The following is a 24,029-nucleotide window of genomic DNA, read 5'->3' as shown; positions in this document are numbered from 1 at the left end:
GTGTGCGGCTACACGACATACGCGCCCTTCGCATGCAGTTCCGCTTCCGTGCGCTCGAGCGCCGTGATCGCATCGCTGCCTTCGAGCGCCAGCAACTGCGCGACCAGCGCCTCGGCCATCGCATGCGCGGCGACCAGCGACGGAAAGAACGACGGGCTGTCGTGCGTGAAGATCAGCTGCGCGTCCGCATGCAGCGCGATCGGCGACACCGCGCTGTCGGTGATCGCGACGATCCTGCTGCCCTGCGCTTTCGCCGCCTGCGCGACGCGCGTCGCTTCCGCCGAATACGGCGCGAAACTGATGATCACGGTCACGCTCTGCTTCGCGATCGTGCGCAACTCCATCTCGAGCGAACCGGCGACACCGTTGAGCAACGACACGGTCGGCCGGAACAGCCGGTAGCCGTACACGAAACCGAACGCAACCGGATAGCACGACCGGAACCCCGCGACATGCACGTGCGACGCCTTGCGGATCAGCTTCGCGGCGTCCGCGAGCGCGTGCCCGTTTTGTGCGGCGGTGGCGGCAAGATTGTGCTGCTGTGCGGCGAGCAGGTCGTGCGCGAGCGACGCCTTCGCATCGGGCCGCACGAGCGAACGCGCACGCTGCGTGAGCGGCTCGGGACGCGTGCGCACGCGCGCGACGCACAGGTCGCGCAGCTCGTTCCAGCCGGGGAAACCGAATTGCTGCGCGAGCCGCACGAGCGATGCGGGTTGAACCTGCGCGCGCTGCGCGACCTTGCGCATCGACGAGGTGGCGACCTCGTCGGGATGATCGAGCAGAAATGCAGCGCCCGCCTGGAATTGCGGGCTCAGTTCGGAAAATTGCGCCCGGATCCGGGACGCGAGTTCATCGAAATTGGCAGCCATCTTGGTGAGAACGGGAACCGGTCGTCCATGGTATCACCGGCCCCGTGCGCACCGGTGCACGGGTGCACCGGTCAGCGCAGCACTTCGACGTGATCGGCGTCGACCTTCACCTTGCCCGACCACTTGCGCTCGAACTCGCCGGTCAGCTTCACTTCGTTCTTGTCGCTGACGGGCTGGCCGGCCGCCCACAGCTTGTGGTCGATCTCGACGCGGATCGTGCCCGTCGCATCGGCGAACTCGTAGTCCTCGCCGCCGGCATGCTTGACGATGCGCCCCTGCAACTGCACGTGCTGGTCGTCCTTGCCGTTCGCGAGCAGTTCCTTCACGGTCGTCGTGGTCAGCGCGGACGGCCCCGTGTATTGCGCGTAGACGGCGGCGGGCAGCACGGCAAGCGCGACCGCCAGGATTCTCGTCAGGTGTTTCATGATCTCGTTCCTCCATTTTTTCGAGTGCGCCGCGCTCCGTTGAACGCGACGGCCTCAGATTACGGACCGTAAGATTAAGCAAAGCTGAAGGCCCTGCGCCGCGGCATGCCGTCGCAACGTTCCGGTGCGCGAACGCACGCGGGCGCCCGTGTTTAAGCTCCGCCTAAGACACCAGCGCTTATCATGGGAACCCCGGGGCGCCCGCGCCCGCCAACAGACACGAATCCATGCGCGTACTGCTCGTCGAGGACGATCCGCTGATCGGCAGCGGGCTCGAACAGGGCCTCAAACAGGAAGGCTTCGCGGTCGACTGGGTCAAGGACGGCGACGCCGCGACGCTCGCGCTGCGCTCGACCGGCTACGGCCTGCTGCTGCTCGACCTCGGGCTGCCGAACCGCGACGGCCTGTCGGTGCTCGCGTCGCTGCGCCGCCGCGACGAAACCCTGCCCGCGATCATCATCACCGCGCGCGACGGCGTGCCGGACCGCATCGCCGGCCTCGACAGCGGTGCCGACGACTACCTCGTCAAGCCGTTCGTGCTCGAGGAACTGCTCGCCCGCATTCGCGCGGTCAATCGCCGCCATGCGGGGCGCGCGCAGACGACGCTCGCGATCGGCCCGCTGCGGCTCGATCCGGTCAAGCACCTGGTCTGGCTCAACGACGAAGAAGTCACGCTGTCGCCGAAGGAGTTCGTGCTGCTGCACGAACTGATGCGCGACCCCGGCGCCGTGATCTCGCGCGAACAGTTCGAGGAACGGTTGTACAGCTGGGGCGAGGAAATCGAGAGCAACGCGGTGCAGGTGCACATCCACAACCTGCGCAAGAAGCTCGGCCACGACATGATCCGCACGGTGCGCGGCGTCGGCTACCGGATCGGTGACGCCGCATGATGCGTCTGCAACACGCGATCGCGCGCTGGCGCAGCGCATCGCTGCGGCGGCGCCTGTTGACGTGGCTGCTGCCGGCCGCGTGCGTGATCGGGCTGGTCGCAAGCGCGGGCACCTACTGGGGCGCACTGCGCGAGCTCGACGATCTCCTCGACGACCAGATGCGCAGCATGTCGAAGCAGATCGTCGTCGGCCCGAACGGCGAACTGTCGTTCAGCAACCATCGCGACGGCAAGCACGAATTCGAGGCCGGTGACCCCGACGCCGTGCTGCTGCAGGTCTGGCGCAACGGCACGCTGGTGTATTCGACCGATCGCAAGTCCGCGCTGCCGCCGCCCGCGCAGACGGGCATCGGCAGCGTCGACGTCGGCGGCCAGCCGTGGCGCACCTACGTGACCGAACGCGGCGGCACGACGATCCGGCTCGCGCAGGCGCGCCACGCGCGCTGGGAAGCGATCGCGGGCATCGCGGTGCACCTGCTGTGGCCGGTGTTCTCGATGCTGCCGGTGCTCGCGATCGGGCTGTGGTTCGGCATCGGCGCGGGGCTGCGGCCGCTGCGCACGATCGCGGCCGGCCTGAAGCGCAGGAATGCGAACAATCTCGAGCCGGTCGACGTCGCGTCGATGCCGAACGAAGTCCGCCCGCTCGCCGAAGCGATCAACGACCTGCTCGCGCGGCTCGACCGCTCGTTCACGCTGCAGCGGCACTTCATCGCCGATGCCGCGCACGAATTGCGCACGCCGATCATGGGGCTGTCGATCCAGTCGCAATTGCTGCGGCGCGCGTCGACGGCCGACGAACGCGAGCAGATCCTCGCGCAGATCCATGCCGGCACGACACGCCTCGGCCACCTCGCCGAACAATTGCTGACGCTCGCGCGCCTCGAACCCGACGCGCCGGCGTCCGCCGCGGCCTCCGCGCCCATCGATCTCGCCGCGCTGTGCCGCTCGGTGGTCGCCGATCGCACGCGCGTCGCGGATGCACACCGCATCGACCTCGGCGCGATCGTGTCGTCGCCGGTGATGGCCGCCGGCAACATCGACACGTTGCGCGTGCTGCTGAACAACCTCGTCGACAACGCGATCCGCTACGCGGGCGCAGGCGCGCGCGTCGACGTGTCCGCGCGTCTCGACGGCGCGACGCCCGTGCTCGAAGTCGCCGACGACGGCCCCGGCATTCCGGAAGCCGAGCGCACGGACGTGTGGGAGCGCTTCTATCGCGGCGAAGGCGCGCAGGCGGTCACGGCGTCGGGCAGCGGGCTCGGGCTGTCGATCGTCAAGCGGATCGCCGAACAGCATCGCGCAACCGTCGCGCTCGGCACGACGCAAGGCGGGCGCGGGCTGACCGTGACGGTGCGCTTTCCGGCGCCGGCCTGACAGATGCCCGACGGGCGGCTTTTCCACAGATTGTGTTGGCAAGCTTGTGGACAACCGGCCGCTAACGGCAGCAAACCATTGATCCGAAAGGGTTTGGCGCTCGTGCGCAGCGAATGCGCCAACCCGCGTCGAGCAGGCGCTCGCCTCGACGCGACATCGCGTACCGATCCCTTCCCTCCGAGTCGTCGCCGCACTACTTGCAGGGGCGCCCAATGCCACATTTCGAATCGATGGACCCGAACTTCCCGATCCGGCAACAGTTCGGCGTCGACGCGCAACCCGTCGTGCTCCTCAACATCTTCACGGTGGATCCGGCAGACGAGGCGGTTTGCACGATGTGCCGCGCCGCGCGATCACCACGCGGACTTCTCCACAGAAAATGTTGGCAAGCTTGTGGATATCCTGCGCACCGCAACGCTAAGCCGTTGATCCGACGGACTTTGGCACGCGTGATGCAGACGCGGCGCGCGCCGGGCCGTCACACGCGCCGGTTCGCCGCACTTCGCATCACGATGCCACGTCGATGCCCCAATGATGTGCGATGCGATCGTCGCAGCACTTACCCACAGATTTTGTTGGCAAGCTTGTGGATATCCTGCGCAAGCATCGGCTAACCCGTTGATCGGCCAATGATTCATGCGCCGCGTCACCGTTGCGGCAGCACGCGGTTCGCCCGCGCGCGCAGACGGACGATCCGGCGCAACAGCGGCACCCTGCCCGCCGCTTGACGCCCGCACCTGCCACGCGTCACGATCACACGAGCCGCACGCGCCACGCATCGCGAGACTTCACGCAGCGGCACCACGGTGCCGGCCGTTGCGCCCGCATCGGACAACGACACATCATTCCGAGGAAGACCATGGAACACTTCACCGCAGGGCAGTTGATCGTCTCGCTCGTGCTCGTCGCGATCGTCGTCTATCCGTATGTCCGCATCGTTCGGCGTACCGGGCATTCAGGCTGGTGGATCCTGACGATGTTCGTCCCGGTCCTGAACTTCATCATGCTGTGGGTGTTCGCGTTCGCGCGCTGGCCCTCGATCGACGATCGGCATGGCTGAACATCGGGCGGGCTTGTCCACAGATTGTGTTGGCAAGCATGTGGATAGCCTGCGCATACCGCGATCAAGCGCTTGATCCGTAAGACTTTATCCGCGCCGCTTCGAATCGGGCACGCGGCCACGCGATGTGCCGTTCACGCATCGTCGCGCGACGCGACGGACCGCATGTCGCGCGAGCCACGCCGCTTGTCCACAGATTTTGTTGGCAAGCGTGTGGATAGCCTGCGCATACCACGCACAAGCACTTGATCCGAAAGGTTTTGTCCGTGCCGCTTCGAACCGGGCAGGCAAGCCTGACGCACGCCCGCGCCGCGCCCGCTGCGCGATGAACGCGGCCGCGGGCGGGCTTGTCCACAATTTTTGTTGGCAAGGATGTGGATATCCTGAGCATGCGTGACCTAAGTCGTTGATCGCACAACGTTTCGACATGCCGGTCACGACTGCGGCACGGCGTGCATTCATCGACACATCGCTTCATCGATCCATCCGTTCATCGATGAACGCACGCCGCGCCGCCCGCTCACGCGAACGTCGCGACCGCGATGCGCGCGGCGGCCGCGATCACGTCGTCCTTCGCCTTCGCATCGGCACGCGCCTGCGTGTAATACACGGCCAGCACGATCGGCGCACGCGACGGCGGCCAGATCACGCCCGCGTCGTTCGTCGTCCCGTAGTCGCCGGTGCCGGTCTTGTCGGCCACCTGCCACCCGGCCGGCACGCCCACGCGAATCCGCTTGTCGCCGACCTTGTTGCCGCGCAGCCACGCGACGAGCTGCGCACGCTGCGCGGGCGGCAGCGCGTCGCCGAGCGTGAGCACGCGCAGGCTCGCGGCCATCGCGGCCGGCGTCGTCGTGTCGCGCAGGTCGCCCGGCAACGCGGTGTTCAGTTCGGTCTCCCAGCGATCGAGCCGGAACGTGTCGTCGCCGATCGAACGTGCAAACGCGGTCACCGCCGCCGGCCCGCCGATCAGCTTCATCGCCAGGTTCGCGGCCGAGTTGTCGCTGTACTGGATCGCCGCCTCGCACAACTCGGCGACGGTCATCCCGGTGCCGACATGCTTGCCCGACACCGGCGAATAGTTCACGAGATCGGACTGCGCAACGGCCACGCGCTGCTGCAGCAGCCCCGGACGCTCGACGCTCTGCGCGAGCACCGCCGCACTCAGCATCGCCTTGAACGTGCTGCAGAACGGGAAGCGCTCGTCCGCGCGATGCTGCGCGCGCCGGCCGCCCGCGGTGTCGATCGCGCACACGCCGAGACGGCCGCCCGCCGCGCGCTCGAGCGCGGCAAACGACGTCGCGGACGAAACGTCCTGCGCGGCAGCCGGCGGCGACGCGCACGCGCTGACGGTCAGGACGAGCGGCGCCGTCGCGGCGGCCAGCAGCAGGGTTCGACGTTGCGATGAGTAGGTCATGGGGTGTCTCTCGTGGTGGAGTGGAGGCAGAATGGCCGGCCGGCGAGACAGCACTATCGTGACTTTACGGTTGCCTGACAAGCAACGATAATTGAGCGCTGACAAAAGAAATTCTTATGACTAAGCTCCGCCCTCATCTTCCGCTCAATGCGTTGCGCGCGTTCGAATCGTCGGCGCGCCACCTGAACTTCACGCGCGCCGGCCTCGAGCTGAGCGTGACCCAGGCGGCCGTGAGCCAGCAGGTGCGCTCGCTCGAGGAGCGGCTCGGCTGTGCGCTGTTCACCCGCTTGCCACGCGGCCTCGGGCTCACCGACGAAGGGCGCGCGCTGTTGCCGGTGCTCAGCGACGCATTCAGCCGGATCGAAACCGTGCTCAAGCAGTTCGACGGCGGGCGCTTCCACGAAGTGCTGACGCTCGGCGCGGTCGGCACCTTTGCCATAGGCTGGCTAATGCCACGGCTGAAGCGCTTCGGCGACACGCACCCGTTCGTCGAGCTGCGGCTGCGGACCCACAACAACGTCGTCGACCTCGCGGCCGAGGGTCTCGATTTCGCGATCCGCTTCGGGGAAGGCAACTGGCCGGCGACGCGCAACGAGCGGCTGCTCGACGCCCCGCTCACCGCGCTGTGCGCGCCGGAGATCGCGCGGCGCCTCGCGCGGCCGGCCGATCTCGCGAACGAAACGCTGCTGCGCTCGTACCGCACCGACGAATGGCTCGGCTGGTTCGATGCCGCGCCGCTCGAACCGTGGGCGGTGAACGGGCCCGTGTTCGATTCGTCGCGGCTGATGGTCGAGGCCGCGATGCAGGGCGCCGGCATCGCGCTCGCGCCAGCCTGCATGTTCGCGCGCGAACTGCAGCTCGGGCTGCTGGCGCGGCCGTTCGACATCGACGTGCGTGCGGGCGGCTACTGGCTCACGTCGCTGAAGTCGAAGCCGCTCACGCCGGCGATGACGCTGTTTCGCGACTGGATCGTCGCGGAGGCGGCCGACACTGCGCCGGTCGAATGATGCGGCCCTGCTTGTCCACAGATTGTGTTGGCAAGGATGTGGATATCCTGGGTACCCGAGGCCTAACCCGTTGATCGCGCACGAATTATCGCGCCGATGCACGCAGCGGGCAGCCCGTGCGCAAAGGCTTCGACGCCGCGGCCGCCGCGCGCCGGATCGTCAACCATCAGGAAGCAATCACGTCAGACTTATCCACAGATTTTGTTGGCAAGCCTGTGGATATTCCACCAATGTGACGCGTAACATCCTGATACAAAAGGGGATTCAGTAGATCGGGCCAGACAGGTCAATGACGCGTCATCGTGTGCGGCCTCGCGGCGCCGCTTGCGCGGCCGGTCGGGGGCCGGCCGGTTCTCCACAGATTGTGTTGGCAAGCTTGTGGATATCCTGCGCACCGGCCGGCTAACTCATTGAGCGCACGGGGTTTTGTGCGCGCCGTGCAGGATTGGGCAGCGCCGGCGCGGGCCACGCGGCCGACGCCGGCTGCCGCTTCGTCAATGCCGGTCGAGCCCGCGGCGCAATTCGCTCGCCTTGTCGCGCAGCGCCTCGTACCCGGAGCGCGCATGTTCGGGCAGGTCGGGATCGCCGATCAGCGCGCCGAGCGTTTCGATCAGGCTGAACAGGATGCCCTTCGCCGCGCCAGCCGCGATGCTCTGCGACTCGATCGACTTGTGCAGGTGGTCGACCGCCGCTTCCAGGTTCTCGAGCTTCTTCTGCTCGCCGTCGTCGGGCCGGTTGTCGGTCGTCATCGTAGGTGCCTCCGCCATCGTTCAAGGGTCATGTCACGATTCTATGCCGCTGCGTGCGGACGTGGCACGACATCGCGCAACGTCCGTGCAGCCGCATGCGCTACAGCACCGCGACCACCTTCACCCGCCCCGGCTGCTCCGCCGACGCGATCACCTGGCCGTCGACGCGCCGGAACGTCAGCGATACCGTTTCGTCGCCGACGCGCAGTTCGTCGATGCGCAGCCAGTCGACACCTTCGGGCAGCGCCGGGCGCTCGACCCGCACCTCGTGGCGTGCCGCGTCGACGCTCACGCCGAGACACGCCTGCAGCATCATGAACGGCGCACCGGCCGCCCACGCCTGCGGCAGGCACGCGACCGGATAGGCGGTCGGCGGCTCGCCGCGCCGGCGCGGGAACCCGCAGAACAGCTCCGGCAGCCGCATCTCGAAGCTGACCGCGGCTTCGAACAGCGCGCGCAGCAGGTTCACCGCGGCCGTCTTGTCGCCGTAGCGCGCGAGCCCGCGCGCGATCAGCGCATTGTCGTGCGGCCACACCGAGCCGTTGTGATAGGCCATCGGGTTGAAGCGCGGCTGGCCGGCCGCGAGCGTGCGCACGCCCCAGCCCGTCTGGAACAGCGTCGAGCCGAGCACGCCGGCGACCGCCGCGCCGCGCTCGGCGTCGGGCAGGCCGAACGCGAGCAGATGGCCCGCGTTCGACGCCAGCACGCGGCACAGGTCGCCGTGACCGTCGAGCGCGATCCCGTAGAACTGGCCGTCCGGCATCCAGAACAGCGTCTCGACCTGGTCGCGCAGCGCCTTCGCGCGCAGCGCATAGCGGGTCGCGTCGGCCGCGTGGCCGCGCCGGTGCGAGCACATCGACATCGCATCGAGCGCCGCGCACGCATACGCCTGCACTTCGACGAGCGCGATCGGGCCGTCGGGAAAACGGCCGTCCGCATGAAACACCGAATCGTGGCTGTCCTTCCAGCCCTGGTTCGCGAGACCGCGCTCCGACGTGCGCTGGTAATCGAGCAGCCCGTACGGATTGCGGTCGCACTTGTCGGTCACCCACTGCGCGGCGCGCTCGAGCGCGGGCCACAGCTCGTCGATCAGCGCATCGTCGCCGGTGTGTTCGACGTACGCGCCCGCGAGCACGATGAACAGCGGGGTCGTGTCGACGCCGCCGTAATACAGCGCGAACGGCACCTCGCCCGTCGCGGCCATCTCGCTGCGGCGGAACTCGTGCATGATCTTGCCGGGCTCCGCATCGCGAAACGCAGACGTCTCGCGCGCCTGGTGCTCCGCGAGAAAGCGCAGCACGCCGCGCGCGAGCGACGGCTGCAGCCACAGCATCTGCAGCGACGTGATCACCGCGTCGCGGCCGAACGGCGTCGAGAACCACGGAATGCCCGCATACGGATACGGCCCGGTATCGAGCTGCGTCGTGAGCAGCCCGAGATCCGCGAGCGACCGGTCGAGCCATGCATCGAACAGCGGATTGCCGGTGTGCACGCGCGCCATCGATTCGCGGCGCGAGCGCATCTCGCGATGCACGCCGACGAGCGCGGTGCGCAGCGCGACGCGCCCGCATCCCGGGCCTTCACCGTCGTGCGCGCGGCCGAGCGTCGCGTCGACGGTCAGGTAGATCGACACGCACGCCTGCGCGGCGATCGTCAGCGTGTAATCGGCACGATCGACCGACAACGCGTCGGGCGCCGGCGAGAAATGCACGGTCACGTTGCGCTCGACCTTGTCGAGGCCGTCGTAGCGCAGCCGCACCGCCCCGCCGTCGACGCGCGGCGCAACCACCGTGCCGCGCTTCGGGCGCGGCGTGCCGCGCACTTCGAACATGTCCTTGAAATCCGCCGCGAACGACAGCGACAGCGGCACCTCGGCCTCGCTCGCGCCATAGTTGGTCAGCGTCAGCGCTTCGTACAGCACGTCGCCCGCGAGCACGCGCATCCGTTCGATGTGGATCACGCCCTCGGGCGTCTCGCGTCCGCCGAGCGGCGGCAGCGGGCGGTTCGTCAGGTGCGCGGTGAACGACGCGTTGTCCGCGCTCGTCGCGCCCGACAGCAGCGACGGCGCGCGGCCGCCGAACGTCAGGCGCCAGGTCGACAGCACGCGCATGTCGTCGACGAACAGGCCGTCGTCGTGGCCGCCGACGTCGCCGAGCGCGTCGCTGACGACGAACGCGTCGCCGGATTTCAGCACGTACTGGTTGTTGCGTGCGAGCGCCTGCGGATCGGCTTCGGGCGCGATGAATGCGGGGCCTGTCGCCTGGGTCGGGGGGACGGGCGCGACTTGCGGCGCCTGCGTCGTGGTGGCTTCGGCGTGATTCGGCATCGATGCTCCTGTGTCGAGGCGCAACGCGCGGCGCGCGTCGCGTGTTTCGCACAGGATAGGCCAGAACGGGGGACGCGCGCAGCGCCGAAAAAGACGCGACCCCGATGCGGGCATTGCCGTCGCATCGGGATCGCGCACAGGCACCTCAGGCGCCGGTCAGAACTTCCACAGGATGTTGCCGAGCACCGCGTTGTCGCGCACGCCGCTGCCGTACTGGCCGCTGAACGTGAGACCGAGCGTCAGGCGCTTCGTGATGGTCGCGTCGATGCCCGCTTCGAGCACCGCGCTGTCGCGCGCGATCGGCACGCCCGACACCTGGAACGACGTGCCGCCGTTCGCGAACGTGAACGCCGACGACGGCCGCACGTTGCCGAACGCATGCCGCCAGCCGACCGTCCCGCGCGCGGTGAACGTGCCGCTCGCGAGCATGCCGAGCTGCGAGGCCGCGCGCACGCCGAGCGTCGAGAAACCGACGTGGGTCGTCTGGCCGCCGGCCTGCAGCGCGGCCGCGCCGCCGGTTTCCGTATAGCCGTCGGTATGCAGGTTCACGTAGGCAAGACCCGCGAACGGTTCGAGCGCGACCGGCCCGACCGGCAGCGCATAGCCGACTTCACCGAACACCTGCGCGGAATGCGCGTTGTAGCCGGCCGAATCGTGATCGGAGAAGCCCGCGAAGCCCGGATTGCGGTCGCTGTTGATGCGGTACCACGTGTACGACGCGCCGCCGCGCACGCCGAGCGCACCGTACTGCGCGCCGCCGTACAGCGACAGGTAGTAGCTGTTGACCGACGCCGACGCGCTCTGGTCGTTGTCGAGCGAGCTGTGCGTGACGCCCGCGGCGAGACCGGCACGCCACTGGTCGTTGAGCGCCATGTCGGCACCGGCGATGAAGCCCGTCATGCTGCGGTTGATCGTCGACGCGTTGCCGTCGCCCGCGAGCCGGCTGCGGCCGCCGAACGCCTGCCCCCAGACCACCGGCTGATACGGCGTGCCGCCGTAGCAACCTGCGCGCGAACCGATCCGGCGTTCCGGCGGCAGCGTCGGATCGGTCGCGCCCGCCGTGTTGTCGCCGCACAGCGCGGCACCGCCCGACGACAGCGCGGCGAGCGGCCCCGCTCCGGGCGCGAGGCCCTGGCGCACGCGATCGGTCACGGCTTCGCGCACGTAGCGGCTGTCGAGCAGCAGCATGCTCTTCAGGCTCGCCTGCAGTTCCCCGTCGAGCATCCCGTAGGCCCGCCGCGCGGTGGCCGCATCGGTCGTCAGCACCGTGTCGTAGAGCGGGTTGCCCGCGCCGAGCCCACCGATCGCGGTCGCGACCGCGCGCTGGTTCGGCGTCGCCGCGACATCGGGCAGCGCCGTGCCGTTCGCGACGAGCTGCAGGTACACGTGGTCCGGATCGTAGCTGAGCGTCGGCATCAGGAACGCGTAGTTCGAATTCACCTGGCTGAACGTGCCCTGCACGCCCGCCGATGCGCTGAGGATCGTGTACTTCGTGGTCGGCTGGTAGCTGGCCTGGTTCGCGAGCACCTGCACGGTGCCGCCGTTCAGCGTGGCCGTGCCGCCCGCCGCGATGCTGCCGGCCTGCTGCGGCGTCACCGCGACCTGCAGCGTCGAGCCCGGCTGGAACGTGACATTGCCGGCCACGTTCAGCGCCGCGCCCGGCTGCGACGCGGCCGCGAGCGCGCCGCCCTGCACGACGAGGCCGCCAACCGTGCCGGTGCCCGTCAGCGTCGCGCCGTTCTGCACGGTCACGGTCGACTGGCCGAGCGAACCGTCGATCGCGAGCGTACCCGCCGCGACGGTGGTCGGGCCGCTCAGCGTACTGGTACCGGTCAGCGTCAGCTGCCCGCTGCCGGCCTGGGTCAGCGAACCGGTGCCGGACAGCACGCTCGCGAGCGTCACGTTCGCGGACTGGTTGAAGATCAGCGCGCCGTTGTCGACGATATTGCCGACCACGCTGCCCGACGTGCCGCCGTTGCCGAGCTGCAGCGTGCCGCCCGATGCGATCGTCGTGCCGCCGGTATAGGTGTTGCTGCCGGTCAGCGTCTGAATGCCGGTGCCCGCGACCGTCAGGCCGCCGGTGCCGCCGATCGTCCCGCCGAACGTGCTGGCGCCGCTGCCGTTCAGCGCCAGCGCATTCGCGCCGAGGTTCACGGTGCTGCCCGCCGCGCCCGACAGCGCGCCGATCGTCTGCGCACCCGCTGCGCCGCTCACGTCGAACGTCGCACCCGCGCCGGCGAGGTTCACCGCGCCGGTCGACGCGAGGCTGCCGCCCGCGCTGAGCGCGAGCGTGCTGCCGCCGTTGATCGTCGTGCCGCCGGTGTAGGTGTTCGCGCCCGTCAGCGTCTGCGTGCCGCTGCCCGCGAGCGTCACGCCGCCGCTGCCGCCGATCGTCCCGCCGAACGTGCTGGCGCCGCTACCGCTCAGCGCGAGGGCGTTCGCGCCGAGGTTTACGGTGCTGCCCGCCGCGCCCGACAGCGCGCCGATCGTCTGCGCGCCCGTTGCGCCGCTCACGTCGAACGTCGCGCCCGCGCCGGCCAGATTCACCGCGCCGCTCGCCGCGAGGCTGCCGCCCGAACCGAGCGCGAGCGTGCTGCCGCCGTTGATCGTCGTGCCGCCGGTATACGTATTCGCGCCCGTCAGCGTCTGCGTGCCGGTGCCCGCGAGCGTCACGCCGCCGGTGCCGCCGATCGCGCCGCCGAACGTGCCGTTGCCGCTGCCGTTCAGCGTCAGCGCATTCGCGCCGAGGTTCACGTTCGTGCCGGCCGTGCCGGTCAGCGTGCCGAGCGTCTGCGCGCCTGCGGCGCCGCTCAGGTCGAACGTCGCGCCCGTGCCGGCCAGGTTCACCGTGCTGCCCGCGGCGAGGCTGCCGCCCGCGCCGAGCGCGAGCGTGCTGCCCCCGTTGATCGTCGTGCCGCCGGTGTACGTGTTCGCGCCCGTCAGCGTCTGCGTGCCGACGCCCGCGACCGTCACGCCGCCGCTGCCGCCGATCGTCCCGCCGAATGTGCCGGCGGTGCTGCCGTTCAGCGTCAGCGCGTTGCCGCCGAGGTTCACGCTCGTGCCCGCCGCGCCGGTCAGCGTGCCGATCGTCTGCGCGCCCGTTGCGCCGCTCAGGTCGAACGTCGCGCCCGTGCCGGCCAGGTTCACCGCGCCGCTCGACGCAAGGCTGCCGCCCGCGCCCAGCGCCAGCGTGCCGGCGTTGATCGTCGTGCCGCCGGTGTACGTGTTCGCGCCCGTCAGTGTCTGCGTACCGGTGCCGGCCAGCGTCAGGCTGCCGGTGCCGCCGATCGCACCGCCGAAGGTGTTGCTGCCGTTGCCGCTCAGCGTCAGCGCAGTCGCGCCGAGATTCACGTTCGTGCCGGCCGCGCCGGTCAGCGCGCCGATCGTCTGCGCACCGGACGCGCTGCCCAGGTCGAATGTCGCGCCCGCGCCGGCGAGATTCACCGTGCCGCTCGCCGCGAGGCTGCCGCCCGCGCCCAGCGCCAGCGTGCTGCCGCCGTTGATCGTCGTGCCGCCCGTATATGTGTTCGCGCCGGACAGCGTCTGCGTGCCGGTACCCGCGAGCGTCAGTCCGCCGGTGCCGCCGATCACGCCGCTGAACGTGCCGCTGGCGGTTCCGCCCAGCGTCAGCGCGTTGCCGCCGAGGCTCACGTTCGTGCCGGCCACGCCCGACAGCGCACCGAGCGTCTGCGCACCCGACGCGCCGCTCAGGTCGAGCGTCGCGCCCGCGTTCGCGAGGTTCATCGTGCCGGTCGATGCGAGGCTGCCGCCTGCGCCGATCGCGAGCGTGCCCGCGTTGATCGTCGTGCCGCCGGTGTAGGTGTTCGCGCCCGTCAGCGTGGTCGTCGCCGCGCCCTCCTTCACGAGCGCGCCCGTACCGGTAATCGCGCCGCCCAATCCGAGCGCGTTGCTGCCGCCGAGCGTGAGCGTCGCGCCCGCGCCGAGACCGATTGCATTCGCCACCGTCAGGTTCGTGTTCGTATCGAGTGTCGCCGAACCGCCGACATTCAGCGCGCCGGTGCCGAGTGCCGCGGCGTTGCCGAGCACCAGTCCGCCACTATTGAGGTTCGTGCCGCCCGAATAAGTGCTCGCGCCGTTCAGCGTCTGCGTGCCGGTGCCGGCCAGCGTCAGGCTGCCGGTGCCGCCGATTACGCCGCTGTACGTGCCGCTCGCGGTTCCGCCGAGCGTGAGCGCGTTCGCGCCGAGATTCACGTTCGTGCCGGCCACGCCCGACAGCGCGCCGAGCGTTTGCGCACCCGACGCATTGCTCAGGTCGAGCGTCGCGCCCGCGTTCGCGAGATTCATCGCGCCGGTCGATGCAAGGCTGCCGCCTGCGCCGATCGCGAGCGTGCCCGCGTTGATCGTCGTGCCGCCGGTGTAGGTGTTCGCGCCCGTCAGCGTGGTCGTCGCCGCGCCGTTCTTCACGAGCGCGCCCGTACCGGTAATCGCGCCGCCCAATCCGAGCGCGTTGCTGCCGCCGAGCGTGAGCGCCGCACCCGTGCCGAGATCGATCGCGTTGGCGACCGACAGGCTCGTATTCGTATCGAGCGTCGCCGCACCGCCGACGGTCAGCGTGCCGGTGCCCAGCGCCGCGGCGTTGCCGAGCACCAGTCCGCCACTATTGAGGTTCGTGCCGCCCGAATAAGTGCTCGCGCCGTTCAGCGTCTGCGTGCCGGTGCCATCCAGCGTCAGGCTGCCGGTGCCGCCGATTACGCCGCTGAACGTGCCGCTGGCCGTTCCGCCCAGCGTCAGCGCGTTCGCGCCGAGATTCACGTTCGTGCCCGCGACGCCCGACAGCGCGCCGAGCGTTTGCGCGCCCGACGCATTGCTCAGGTCGAGCGCCGCGCCCGCGTTCGCAAGATTCATCGTGCCGGTCGCCGCCAGGCTGCCGCCCGCGCCGATCGCCAGCGTGCCGGCATTGATCGTCGTGCCGCCCGTGTAGGTGTTCGCGCCCGTCAGCGTCACGGTCGCCGCGCCGTCCTTCACGAGCGCGCCGGCGCCGGAAATCACCCCGCCCAGCGCGAGCGCATTGCTGCCGCCGAGCGTGAGCGCCGCACTCGTGCCGAGATCGATCGCGTTGGCGACCGACAGGCTCGTATTCGCATCGAGCGTCGCCGCACCGCCGACGGTCAGCGTGCCGGTGCCCAGCGCCGCGGCGTTGCCGAGCACGAGGGCGCCGGCGTTCAGCGTCGTGCCGCCCGTGTAATTGTTCGCGCCGCTCAGCGTCAGCGCCGCCGCGCCGTTCTTCACGAGCCCGCCGCCGCCGGAGATCGTGCCGCCGAGCCCGAGATCGGTGCTGCCGCCCAGCGTCAGCGTCGTGCCGGTGGCGACGTTGATGCCGTTCGCGAGCGATACGTTGGTGGTCGCATCGAGCGTCGACGAGCCGTTGACGTTCACCGCGCCGGAGCCCAGCGCCGTGTTGCTGCCGACGACGAGGTTGCCGCCGTTCAGGTTCGTGCCGCCGGTGTAGACGTTCGTGCCGGTCAGCGATTGCGTCCCGGGGCCGGACAGCGTCACGCTGCCCGAGCCGCCGATCGTGCCCGCGTAGGTCGCGTTGATGGTGCCGTTGAGCGTCAGCGAATTGCTGCCGAGGTCCACGTTCGTGCCGGCCGCTCCCGCCAGCGCACCGATCGTCTGCGCGCCCGACGCGCCGCTCAGGTCGAACGTCGCGCCCGCGCCGGTCAGGTTCACCGTGCCGGTCGCCGCGAGGCTGCCGGCGCCGCTCAGTGCGAGCGTGCCGCTGTTGATCGTCGTGTCGCCCGTGTAGGTGTTCGCGGCCGTCAGCGTGGCTGTCGCGGAGCCGTTCTTCACGAGGCCGCCGTTTCCGCTGATCGTGCCGGACAGCCCGAGGCTGTTGCTGCCGCCGAGCGTCAGCGTCGCGCTGTTGTTGAGATTGACCGCATTGTTCAGCGTGACGTTCGTGCTCGTGTCGAGCAACGCCGACGCATTGACGTTCACCGCGCCGGTGCCGAGCGCCCCGTTGTTGCCGACCACGAGGTTGCCGCCGTTCAGGTTCGTGCCGCCCGTATAGGTATTGGCACCCGACAGCGCCAGCGTGCCGCCGTCGTTCTTCGTCAGCGCGCCGCTGCCCGACACCGTGCCCGACAACGTGAGCCCGGTCGCGCCCTGCACCGTCAGCCCGGTGCCGAGCGTCACGTTGTTCGACACGTTGAGCCCGGCAGTGCCCGCCTGCAGCGCGCCGCCGTTGGCCGTGATCGTGCCGGTGCCGAGCGACGCGTTGTCGTTGATGATCGCGACGCCGCCGCTCGACAGCGTCGCGTCCTGCACGGTCGACGCGCCGTTGATCGTCCAGTTGCCGCTCGCGACGTCGAGGTGATTGAAGTTGATGTAGTTGTTGATCGCGATCGTGCCGTTCGCGGAGGTGCCCTGCTGCAGGTTCAGCGTGTTGTTGCCGCCCGCGCCGCCGTCGACGATCCCCGTCGCCGCCACGTTGAGCGTGTTCGGGCCGACCGTGATGTTGAACGCGCCGCCGGTGCCGCCCGCCGCGTTGACCGACGAGCCCGTCACCGCGTTGAACGTGTTGGTGCTGTTCGCGCCCATCGACACGCTGCCGTTGATCGTGCCCGAGTTGGTGAACGTGTTGCCGCCCCCGGGCGTGCCGTTCGTGGCGAGCGACACGCGGCCGTTGATCGTGCCGCTGTTCGTCATGTTGACGGTGCCGCCGCCGTATGCGGCGACCACGGGCGCATCCGCGCCGGACAGCGTCGCGCCGACCAGCGGGTTCGAACCGATCGTGCCGGTGTTGTTGATGGTCGACGTGCCGCCGGTGCCGTTCTGGACCGATAGCGCCATGCCGGTCACGCCGCTGATCGCGACCCCGGTCGAGCCGTTCATCGTGCCGTTGTTGGTGACGGTGGTGTTGCTCGCCGACGCATTGCCGAGCACCGCGCCGCTCGACAGCACGCCGAGCCCCGAGCCGAGCGCGGACGGGTCGATCGTGCCGTTGTTGGTCAGCGTGTTGTTGTTGCCGGTCAGCGACATCGCGGTGCCGCCGACGCCCAGCAGCACGCCGACGCTCGCGCCCGGGTTGACAGTGACGTTCAGGTTGTTGGCGCTGTTTGCATAGCTCGGCGCCAGCGGATTCGCGACGCCCGTGCAGGTCACCGTGGTGCCTGCCGTGCTGCAGGTCGCGTACGCGGGGACGATGCCCGCGCCGGACAAGGCCAGGAAGACGCCCGTCGGCAACAGGAATTTCGGAAACGGCTCTCCGCTCTTCTTCGAATGCGCAATGTTCATGCTTCCCCTCGTGCTCGGCATGGCCGGTGAATCGATCCGGCGGCGGCGGAAAATCCGGGACGCAAGCGTGCCCTCCGGCGGTCGCGGAACGACGTCGGTCTATTCGTGGATGAACTGCGGGTTAATCGATTCTCGTTTGCGAACGCAAAATCAACCGGACGACATGATCGTGGCCCCCTGTTCTTATGCAGCGACTTTCTGGTTGATTTGATTACCGCCCTGCTTTTTGTCAGACAAGGCTATATCAAATAAACAGGGTTTTCCAGTCGATGTTTGGTTATCGGAGCGAGGTCGATCGAGTACGTATTTTTTACTCGTTAGATTGCGTTAAACGATCGGATTAAAAGGATCTTTCGGTCATTCCGTCATACCAGGCAAAGCTGCCTGCACCACGAGATCAGTGAAAACACCGATAATTCATACTAATAGCCAGCCGGATTTTTCGCGACTCAATTAAATGATGACGGCGGCAGGCGGCGCAAATAATCCGAACCCATTTTATTTAAAAGATTGAGAGCATGGATTCTCAACACACTTGCAGAGCGCTTTCGAATATGGCGCACATGATTCCGCCGCCTTGAAATGAAAAATGAAAGCCGCAAGGTCAATCGACTCCCTGCCGCGCGGCCCCGCTAGAAACGCGGGTTCAAAGGTATCGGACTTCAGGAGAAGCGTGCCGCCGGCTTGCACGGCACGCGGCCCGGCATGCTGCCACGGCCCGCTCGCGCATGGCCAGGCACCGCGGTCGACACGGCGTGTCGAGCGCGTCCGGAGCAGCCGGGCGATGTTCGGCATGCCGGAGCTTCGGGGTTCGAAGAATTTTCAGCGGACATCAACGAACATCAACGGGCCTGCCCGGCCGGCGTCAATCCACCGGACACATCGCGAGCCGCCCCATCGCCTCCCCGGCGCCGCGCACCGCGCAGGTGGCCGGCTCGTCGGCGATCCGCGCGCTCAGCCCGGTCTCGTCGCGCAGCAGGCGCTCGAGATCCGCGAGCAGCGCGCCGCCGCCCGTCAGCACCACGCCGCGATGCGCGATGTCGGTCACGAGTTCGGCCGGCGCGTTTTCCAGCACCGACTTCACCGCGCCGATCACCTGCTTGAGCGGCGCGGCCAGCGCGTCCGCCACATCGTGGTTGGACAGCTCGATCGAACGCGGCAGGCCGTCCTTGACGCTGCGCCCGATCGCGCGCGTCGACGCGCGCGGCACGGCGCTGGTGGCCGAGCCGATCGTCTCCTTCACGCGCTCGGCAGTCTGCTCGCCGAGCAGCACGCCGTACAGGTTGCGCACGTGATTGACGATCGCCGCGTCGAACTGGTTGCCGCCGACGCGGATCGCCTCGCGATAGACGACGCCGCCGAGCGCGATCACCGCGACTTCGGTCGTCCCGGCGCCGATGTCGACGACCATCGAGCCGACCGGCTCGGTCACCGGCAGGCCCGCGCCGAGCGCGGCGGCGAGCGCTTCCTCGATCAGTTCGACGTCCGATACACCGGCCGCGAACGCCGCCTCGCGCATCGCGCGGCGCTCGACCGCCGTCGCATCCGACGGCACGCACAGCGTGACCTCGACGCGGCGGCTGAAGCGCGAGCGCGTGCGCGACATGTCGATGAAGCGGCGAAACATCTGTTCGGCGGCGTGCGCATCGGCGATCACGCCGTGCCGCATGGGCCGCACGGCCTCGAGATGCCCCGGCTCGCGGCCGAGCAGCGCCTTCGCGAGTTCGCCGACCGCCTCGAGCGTCGGTCGCGCGTCGGACGCGCCGACCTTGCGAAAGCAGACGACCGACGGCTGGTCCAGCACCACGCCACGCTCGTGCGTATAAATCCGCGTACTCGCCGTTCCAGGGTCGATCGCAACGGGTTGCGCAAACAACTTTCCGAACAGCGGTGTCGACATGGTTACCCTTTTCTTGAACAAACGGCCGAAGCGGCCAGGCCGCATCCCCGCGGCGCACCTTCGCCGCCCCATTGAAGTCTTAGCGGCAAATCGTGCCGATACTTTAAGCAATTCCAATGATTATTTCGCGACGAAATTGCCGAAACCGCGTTTCGGCAGGCCCGCGGCTACGCATCGGCCGCTCGCGTTGCGCTTGTAAAACACGGTAATCTCTCGGTCTTGCCTGCTCCCGGCAGGCGCCCGACGCCCGATCACGCCAGGTATTCCACCATGACAGCGACCGCCTCTCTCCGCTGGCTCGGGGTGCGCCGGCTCGGCGCCACGCTCGTTGCGCTGTGGTGCTGCACCGTTGCCGCGCAGCCCTTGCCGGCCGCCGACACCGCCGCGCGCACCGCGACGGCGGCCACTGCCGCCGCACCGGCCGCCCCTGCCACGACGGCCGCCCCCGCCGCCACGCCCGCCTCGACCTGCAACGCCGACGGCGGTCCGGCCGGCCGGCCGCCGGTCGGCCTCGTGCTGTCCGGCGGCGGCGCGCGCGGGTACGCGCACCTGGGCGTGCTGAAGGTGCTCGAGGAGAACCGCATCCCGATCGACTGCATCGCCGGCACGAGCATGGGCGCCGTGGTCGGCGGCCTGTATGCGAGCGGGATGGCCGCCGACGAGATGCAGAAGCAGCTGTCGGAGGTGAACCTGGCCGACATCGCGTTCGACGTGACCGACCGCGCCGACCTGCCGCAAACCAGCCGCGAGGACGAGCGCCTGTACATCAACAGCCTGACGCTGGGCTTCGGCAAGAAAGGCGTGAAGGCGCCGGTCGGCCTCGTGCAGGGCAACCGGCTGCAGGCGCTGCTCGCGAACTGGACCGCCGCCGTGCCGACCAACCAGCCGTTCGACCAGCTGCCGATCCCGTATCGCGCGGTCGCGACCGACCTGCAGACGGGCCAGATGGTCGTGCTGGACCGCGGCTCGCTGCCGCTCGCGATCCGCGCGAGCATGGCGATGCCCGGCCTGTTCGCGCCGGCCGAGATCAACGGCCGCGCGCTCGTCGACGGCGGGCTCGTCAGCAACCTGCCGGTCGACACCGCGCGGCAGATGGGTGCGAAGGTCGTGATCGCCGTCGACATCGGCTCGCCGCTGCGTCCGCTCGACGCGCTCGCGTCGCCGGCCGACGTGATGCAGCAGATGGTCGGCATCCTGATCCGCCAGAACGTGACGTCGCAGCGCAAGCAGCTCGCCGCGCAGGACGTGCTGCTCACGCCCGACCTCGGCGCGCTCGCGTTCACCGATTTCCAGAACGCGAAGCAGGCGATCGCCGCCGGCGCGGCCGCCGCGACCGCGGCGCTGCCGCGGCTCAGGCACCTCGCGCTCACGCCGGAACAGTACGCGGCCTACCGGTCCGCGCATGCGCAGCCGCTGCCGCCGCCGATCCGCATCACGCGGATCGAGATCAAGACGACCGGCGGCGTGCCGAAGCGCGTCGTCGCCGATGCGCTGCACGTGAAACCGGGCGACACCTACGATCCGGCGACCGTCAGCCAGGATCTGCTCGGGCTGACGACCGGCGGCAATTTCGAGAGCGTGACGCAGCAGATCGTGAGCCACGGCGACGAGAACGTGCTCGAGATCGATGCGCGGGAGAAATACTGGGGGCCGAATTTCCTGCTGTTCGGCGTCGGGATGTCGAGCAGCTCGACCGACGAAGGCGGCTTCCGCCTGCACGTCGGCTACCGGCGGCCGTGGCTCACCGAATCGGGCCTCGAGTTCCGCGCGGACACGACGATCGGCAGCGACCTGCAGTCGGCGCGCGTCGAACTGCGCCAGCCGTTGCCGGCCGCATACGGCTTGTACATTTCGCCCTATGCGGAATACCAGCGTCGCTACGTGAACCTGTACGACGACAGCGGCGAAGTGAAGCTGAACAAGTATCTGATGCAGACGGCGCGCACCGGGCTCGACTTCGGCCTGCCGATCGCGCGGCTCGGCGACTTCCGGATGGGTATCGGCTATGCGACCGGGCACGGCTCGCCGAACTACAACCTGCCGTTCCCGTTCGATGACGGCAGCTCGACGCTGATCTGGCCGAGCTTCACGTCGCAGGCGCTGACCGCGCGTGCGCGGCTCGTCATCGATCAGCTCGACGATCCGATGTTCCCGCGCCGCGGCTACTACGGCGAATTCCGTGTCGAACGGTCGCTGTGGTCGCACAACAGCCAGTCCGCGGAGAACCTCGCCGATACATCCAACAGGCCTTACACCGAGCTCTACGCCAAGGCGATGATCGCGCAGCAGTTCGGCCGGCACAGCGTCAGTGCAACGATCGAGGGCGGCAAGAGCATCGGCGGCACCAACCTGATCAATGCGTTCAACTTCACGCTCGGCGGGTTCCAGCATCTGGCCGCGTATGCGGCCGACCAGCTGACGGGCAACGAACTCGCGTACGGCAACGTGACCTACATGAACCAGCTGATGACGTTCAACGCGTCCCCGATCAAGGCGCTGTCGGTCGGTGCCAGCGCGGAAGTCGGCAACGTGTGGTCGAGCGGCGTGAACGTCGGCGGCGGCACGCTCAAGCAGAGCTATACGTTCTTCACGAGCCTGTCGACCGCGTTCGGTCCGCTGTACATGGGTGTCGCACTCGCGCCGGGCGGCCGGCGCAACATCTACCTGCAGCTCGGCCGCACATACTGATGGCGGCGCGCGCGGATGGCGGCGCCGGGCATCCGCCGCATCACCGCCCGCGCCTTGCGCAGCCGGACGCCGGCTAGATCGGCCAGCTGATCTCGAAGCGCGCGCCGCCGAGTTCGGCCGGATCGACGACCGCGATCCGGCCGTTGTGCGCGTGCAGCACCTGCCGCGTGATCGCGAGGCCGAGCCCGTAGCCGCCGGTGCGGCGATCGAGCCGCACGAACGCGTCGAAGATCCGCTCGCGTTCGCTCTCCGGCACGCCCGGCCCGTCGTCCTCGACATAGATCGCGATGTTGCCGTGCTCGATCGCGATCCCGACGATGATCCGCGACGCCGCATATTTGCTCGCATTGCGCAGCAGGTTGCGCATCGCGTACGACATCAGCCGCCGGTCCATCTTCACGCGCAGGTCCGACGCGATCGCGATGCGCGACTCGATCGCGCGCTCCGGATACAGCAGCTGCGCGTCGCTGACCTGGTGCTCGAACCACGCGACCGGCGCGGTCAGCTCGAGGTTGGACTGCAGCGAGCTGTATTCGAGCCGCGCGTACGTGAGGCTCATGTCGATCAGCTCCTCGAGTTCCGTCACGTCCTGCGCGATGCTCTCCAGCGCACCGTGGTATTCGGCGGCCGAGCCCGGCTCGCGCAGCATCTCGAGCGCGAAGCGCACGCGCGCGAGCGGCGTGCGCAGCTCGTGCGAGATCCCGTTCGTCAGGTCGCGCTGCGCGGCGATCAGCCGCTCCATGCGCATCGCGAGCGCATTCAGCGTGCGCGCGAGCGGGCCGATGATCACGCTGTGCGACTCCCGTGCGCGCGTGTTGAAGCGCCCGCCGGTGAAATCGATCGCGCGCTCGCGCACCATCACGAGATCCGACCAGACCGGCCGCATCCACCGATACGCGGCGAGTGCGGGCGCGGTGAACACGAACGCGAGCACGATCCAGATATCGCCCGGCAGCGCGTCGAACGCATGCCACACGACTTCCGGCGATAGCACCACGCACAGCGCGAGCGCCGGCACCAGCGCGGTCAGCAGCACGAGGCCGAGCAGGTGCAGGTAGGTGCGCACGTACAGGCGCGACCAGCTCGGAATGCGGTCGGCGCGCGTGTCGGTCCACGCGCGGCGGAAATGCAGCCAGCGCCATTTGACATAGCGCAGCGCGGAAAGCGGCGCTGCGTCGGGATGCGAACGGGTGCGTCGGATCATCGCGGCTTCCGGCTATCGTGCGATGCGGGGAGGCGGCGGCCGACGGGCTCGCGCCAGGGTGGCGTCATTCCCACGCATGCTTGCTGAACTGGTAACCCTTGCTGCGGATCGTCTTGATCCGCTGCGGGTTGCCTGCATCGTCGTGCAGCTTGCGGCGCAGCTTCGAGATGCGCCCGTCGATCGTGCGGTCGAGCCCGTCGAATTCGACGCCGCGCAGCTGCAGCATCAGGTCGTCGCGGCTGACGACCTCCCCCGCATGGCACACCAGCACCCACAGCAGGTCGAACTCGGCCGACGTGAGGTCGGGCGAGCCGCCGCCGGGCAGCACGACCGAGCGGTCGGTGCGGTCGATCGAGAACTGGCCGAACGTGTAGCGCTCCGGCTGCGGCGCGGCGCCCTCGGCCGCGCGCGCGGGGACGCGGCGCAGCTGCGCCTTGATCCGCGCGAGCAGGATGCGCGGCTCGACCGGCTTGTGCACGTAGTCGTCGGCGCCGAATTCGAGGCCGAGCAGTTCGTCGAACGGCTCGTCGCGCGCCGTCACCATGATGATCACGCCGTCGTACTGCTTGCGTGCCTCGCGGCAGATCTCGAACCCGTCCTTGCCCGGCAGGTTCACGTCGAGAATGACGAGATCCGGGCGCGTGGACAGGATCGCCGGCACGGCGGCGTCACCATGCAGCACAGTGTCGACTTCATAGTCGTTCTTGCGCAGGTAGCCGGCGATCAGCGTGGACAGGCGGGTGTCGTCTTCGACGAGCAGGATGCGAAAAGGCATGGGCAACGGTCGGATCGTACGGGGAGACCGCGGCGGCGGCAGGTTTGCACCGGCTGCCGGCCATCGGTCGAAACGTACCGCATGATACTGCG

At 69.0% G+C, this 24,029-nt stretch carries 15 protein-coding genes; 6 read left to right on the top strand and 9 right to left on the bottom strand.

Annotation, left to right across the window (positions count from 1 at the left end):
• Nucleotides 1–8: 8 nt before the first annotated feature.
• Both NQV17_RS04080 and NQV17_RS04075 read right to left on the bottom strand, forming a co-directional pair.
• Nucleotides 9–869 carry a MurR/RpiR family transcriptional regulator gene (locus tag NQV17_RS04080; RefSeq protein WP_044847909.1) on the bottom strand — a complete coding sequence of 287 codons (861 nt, stop codon included), beginning with the start codon at nucleotides 867–869 and terminating at the stop codon, nucleotides 9–11.
• 71 nt (nucleotides 870–940) lie between these two features.
• Nucleotides 941–1,294, bottom strand: coding sequence for a YgiW/YdeI family stress tolerance OB fold protein (locus NQV17_RS04075; protein ID WP_044847908.1), 354 nt, complete (start codon nucleotides 1,292–1,294; stop codon nucleotides 941–943).
• A 227-nt stretch (nucleotides 1,295–1,521) separates the two neighbouring features.
• Here NQV17_RS04075 and NQV17_RS04070 point away from each other — a divergent pair, with 227 nt between their 5' ends.
• The 3 genes from NQV17_RS04070 to NQV17_RS04060 all read left to right on the top strand — a co-directional run bounded on the left by NQV17_RS04070 (nucleotide 1,522) and on the right by NQV17_RS04060 (nucleotide 4,617).
• On the top strand, nucleotides 1,522–2,184 hold the full coding sequence (locus tag NQV17_RS04070) for a response regulator (protein ID WP_044847907.1): 663 nt from the start codon (nucleotides 1,522–1,524) through the stop codon (nucleotides 2,182–2,184).
• Nucleotides 2,181–3,557, top strand: coding sequence for an ATP-binding protein (locus NQV17_RS04065; protein WP_257769108.1), 1,377 nt, complete (start codon nucleotides 2,181–2,183; stop codon nucleotides 3,555–3,557). Before NQV17_RS04070 ends, NQV17_RS04065 begins: the two co-directional genes overlap by 4 nt.
• A gap of 859 nt (nucleotides 3,558–4,416) precedes the next feature.
• The gene (locus NQV17_RS04060; protein ID WP_257769106.1) at nucleotides 4,417–4,617 is read left to right on the top strand and encodes a DUF805 domain-containing protein; all 201 of its coding nucleotides are present in this window, start codon (nucleotides 4,417–4,419) and stop codon (nucleotides 4,615–4,617) included.
• Between the two features lie 520 nt (nucleotides 4,618–5,137).
• Here NQV17_RS04060 and blaPEN-bcc read toward each other — a convergent pair.
• Complete coding sequence (gene blaPEN-bcc / locus NQV17_RS04055; protein ID WP_257769104.1) at nucleotides 5,138–6,031, bottom strand: PEN family class A beta-lactamase, Bcc-type; 894 nt, start codon at nucleotides 6,029–6,031, stop codon at nucleotides 5,138–5,140.
• A 116-nt stretch (nucleotides 6,032–6,147) separates the two neighbouring features.
• Here blaPEN-bcc and penR point away from each other — a divergent pair, with 116 nt between their 5' ends.
• Nucleotides 6,148–7,038 (top strand): beta-lactamase transcriptional regulator PenR, encoded by an 891-nt coding sequence (gene penR, locus NQV17_RS04050; RefSeq protein ID WP_257769102.1) that lies wholly within the window; start codon nucleotides 6,148–6,150, stop codon nucleotides 7,036–7,038.
• 494 nt (nucleotides 7,039–7,532) lie between these two features.
• Here penR and NQV17_RS04045 read toward each other — a convergent pair whose 3' ends face one another.
• From NQV17_RS04045 to NQV17_RS04035, 3 genes are all read right to left on the bottom strand, one after another.
• Nucleotides 7,533–7,787, bottom strand: a complete 255-nt coding sequence (locus NQV17_RS04045) for a hypothetical protein (protein ID WP_044847902.1) — start codon at nucleotides 7,785–7,787, stop codon at nucleotides 7,533–7,535.
• 100 nt (nucleotides 7,788–7,887) lie between these two features.
• Nucleotides 7,888–10,113: an amylo-alpha-1,6-glucosidase gene (locus tag NQV17_RS04040; protein ID WP_257769098.1), complete on the bottom strand. Its 2,226-nt coding sequence runs from the start codon at nucleotides 10,111–10,113 to the stop codon at nucleotides 7,888–7,890.
• Nucleotides 10,114–10,269: 156 nt separating this feature from the next.
• The gene (locus NQV17_RS04035) at nucleotides 10,270–17,370 is read right to left on the bottom strand and encodes an autotransporter-associated beta strand repeat-containing protein (protein WP_257769096.1); all 7,101 of its coding nucleotides are present in this window, start codon (nucleotides 17,368–17,370) and stop codon (nucleotides 10,270–10,272) included.
• On the opposite strand from NQV17_RS04035, the gene NQV17_RS04030 reads away from it, so the two are divergent.
• Nucleotides 17,363–17,581: a hypothetical protein gene (locus tag NQV17_RS04030; RefSeq protein WP_257769094.1), complete on the top strand. Its 219-nt coding sequence runs from the start codon at nucleotides 17,363–17,365 to the stop codon at nucleotides 17,579–17,581. The two genes, NQV17_RS04035 and NQV17_RS04030, sit on opposite strands and share 8 nt — an antisense overlap.
• A 654-nt stretch (nucleotides 17,582–18,235) precedes the next feature.
• Here the strand turns inward: NQV17_RS04030 and NQV17_RS04025 are convergent.
• Complete coding sequence (locus tag NQV17_RS04025) at nucleotides 18,236–19,270, bottom strand: rod shape-determining protein (RefSeq protein WP_257769092.1); 1,035 nt, start codon at nucleotides 19,268–19,270, stop codon at nucleotides 18,236–18,238.
• A 270-nt stretch (nucleotides 19,271–19,540) separates the two neighbouring features.
• Between NQV17_RS04025 and NQV17_RS04020 the strand changes: the two genes are divergently transcribed.
• Nucleotides 19,541–21,958, top strand: a complete 2,418-nt coding sequence (locus NQV17_RS04020; RefSeq protein ID WP_257769090.1) for a patatin-like phospholipase family protein — start codon at nucleotides 19,541–19,543, stop codon at nucleotides 21,956–21,958.
• 73 nt (nucleotides 21,959–22,031) lie between these two features.
• Here NQV17_RS04020 and NQV17_RS04015 read toward each other — a convergent pair whose 3' ends face one another.
• Both NQV17_RS04015 and NQV17_RS04010 read right to left on the bottom strand, forming a co-directional pair.
• Nucleotides 22,032–23,162 carry an ATP-binding protein gene (locus tag NQV17_RS04015; protein WP_257769088.1) on the bottom strand — a complete coding sequence of 377 codons (1,131 nt, stop codon included), beginning with the start codon at nucleotides 23,160–23,162 and terminating at the stop codon, nucleotides 22,032–22,034.
• A gap of 64 nt (nucleotides 23,163–23,226) precedes the next feature.
• On the bottom strand, nucleotides 23,227–23,937 hold the full coding sequence (locus NQV17_RS04010) for a response regulator (protein WP_257769086.1): 711 nt from the start codon (nucleotides 23,935–23,937) through the stop codon (nucleotides 23,227–23,229).
• Nucleotides 23,938–24,029: the final 92 nt, after the last annotated feature.

The organism is Burkholderia sp. SCN-KJ, assembly GCF_024656005.1.
GTDB lineage: Bacteria > Pseudomonadota > Gammaproteobacteria > Burkholderiales > Burkholderiaceae > Burkholderia.
This window is presented reverse-complemented; position numbering and strand designations above follow the sequence as displayed.

Excerpts from the sequence above, each read along its gene's own strand:
- NQV17_RS04080 (WP_044847909.1), bottom strand. The coding sequence starts at position 869 with ATGGCTGCCAATTTCGATGAACTCGCGTCCCGGATCCGGGCGCAATTT.
- NQV17_RS04075 (WP_044847908.1), bottom strand. The coding sequence starts at position 1,294 with ATGAAACACCTGACGAGAATCCTGGCGGTCGCGCTTGCCGTGCTGCCC.
- NQV17_RS04070 (WP_044847907.1), top strand. The coding sequence starts at position 1,522 with ATGCGCGTACTGCTCGTCGAGGACGATCCGCTGATCGGCAGCGGGCTC.
- NQV17_RS04065 (WP_257769108.1), top strand. The coding sequence starts at position 2,181 with ATGATGCGTCTGCAACACGCGATCGCGCGCTGGCGCAGCGCATCGCTG.
- NQV17_RS04060 (WP_257769106.1), top strand. The coding sequence starts at position 4,417 with ATGGAACACTTCACCGCAGGGCAGTTGATCGTCTCGCTCGTGCTCGTC.
- blaPEN-bcc (WP_257769104.1), bottom strand. The coding sequence starts at position 6,031 with ATGACCTACTCATCGCAACGTCGAACCCTGCTGCTGGCCGCCGCGACG.
- penR (WP_257769102.1), top strand. The coding sequence starts at position 6,148 with ATGACTAAGCTCCGCCCTCATCTTCCGCTCAATGCGTTGCGCGCGTTC.
- NQV17_RS04045 (WP_044847902.1), bottom strand. The coding sequence starts at position 7,787 with ATGACGACCGACAACCGGCCCGACGACGGCGAGCAGAAGAAGCTCGAG.
- NQV17_RS04040 (WP_257769098.1), bottom strand. The coding sequence starts at position 10,113 with ATGCCGAATCACGCCGAAGCCACCACGACGCAGGCGCCGCAAGTCGCG.
- NQV17_RS04030 (WP_257769094.1), top strand. The coding sequence starts at position 17,363 with ATGTTCATGCTTCCCCTCGTGCTCGGCATGGCCGGTGAATCGATCCGG.
- NQV17_RS04035 (WP_257769096.1), bottom strand. The coding sequence starts at position 17,370 with ATGAACATTGCGCATTCGAAGAAGAGCGGAGAGCCGTTTCCGAAATTC.
- NQV17_RS04025 (WP_257769092.1), bottom strand. The coding sequence starts at position 19,270 with ATGTCGACACCGCTGTTCGGAAAGTTGTTTGCGCAACCCGTTGCGATC.
- NQV17_RS04020 (WP_257769090.1), top strand. The coding sequence starts at position 19,541 with ATGACAGCGACCGCCTCTCTCCGCTGGCTCGGGGTGCGCCGGCTCGGC.
- NQV17_RS04015 (WP_257769088.1), bottom strand. The coding sequence starts at position 23,162 with ATGATCCGACGCACCCGTTCGCATCCCGACGCAGCGCCGCTTTCCGCG.
- NQV17_RS04010 (WP_257769086.1), bottom strand. The coding sequence starts at position 23,937 with ATGCCTTTTCGCATCCTGCTCGTCGAAGACGACACCCGCCTGTCCACG.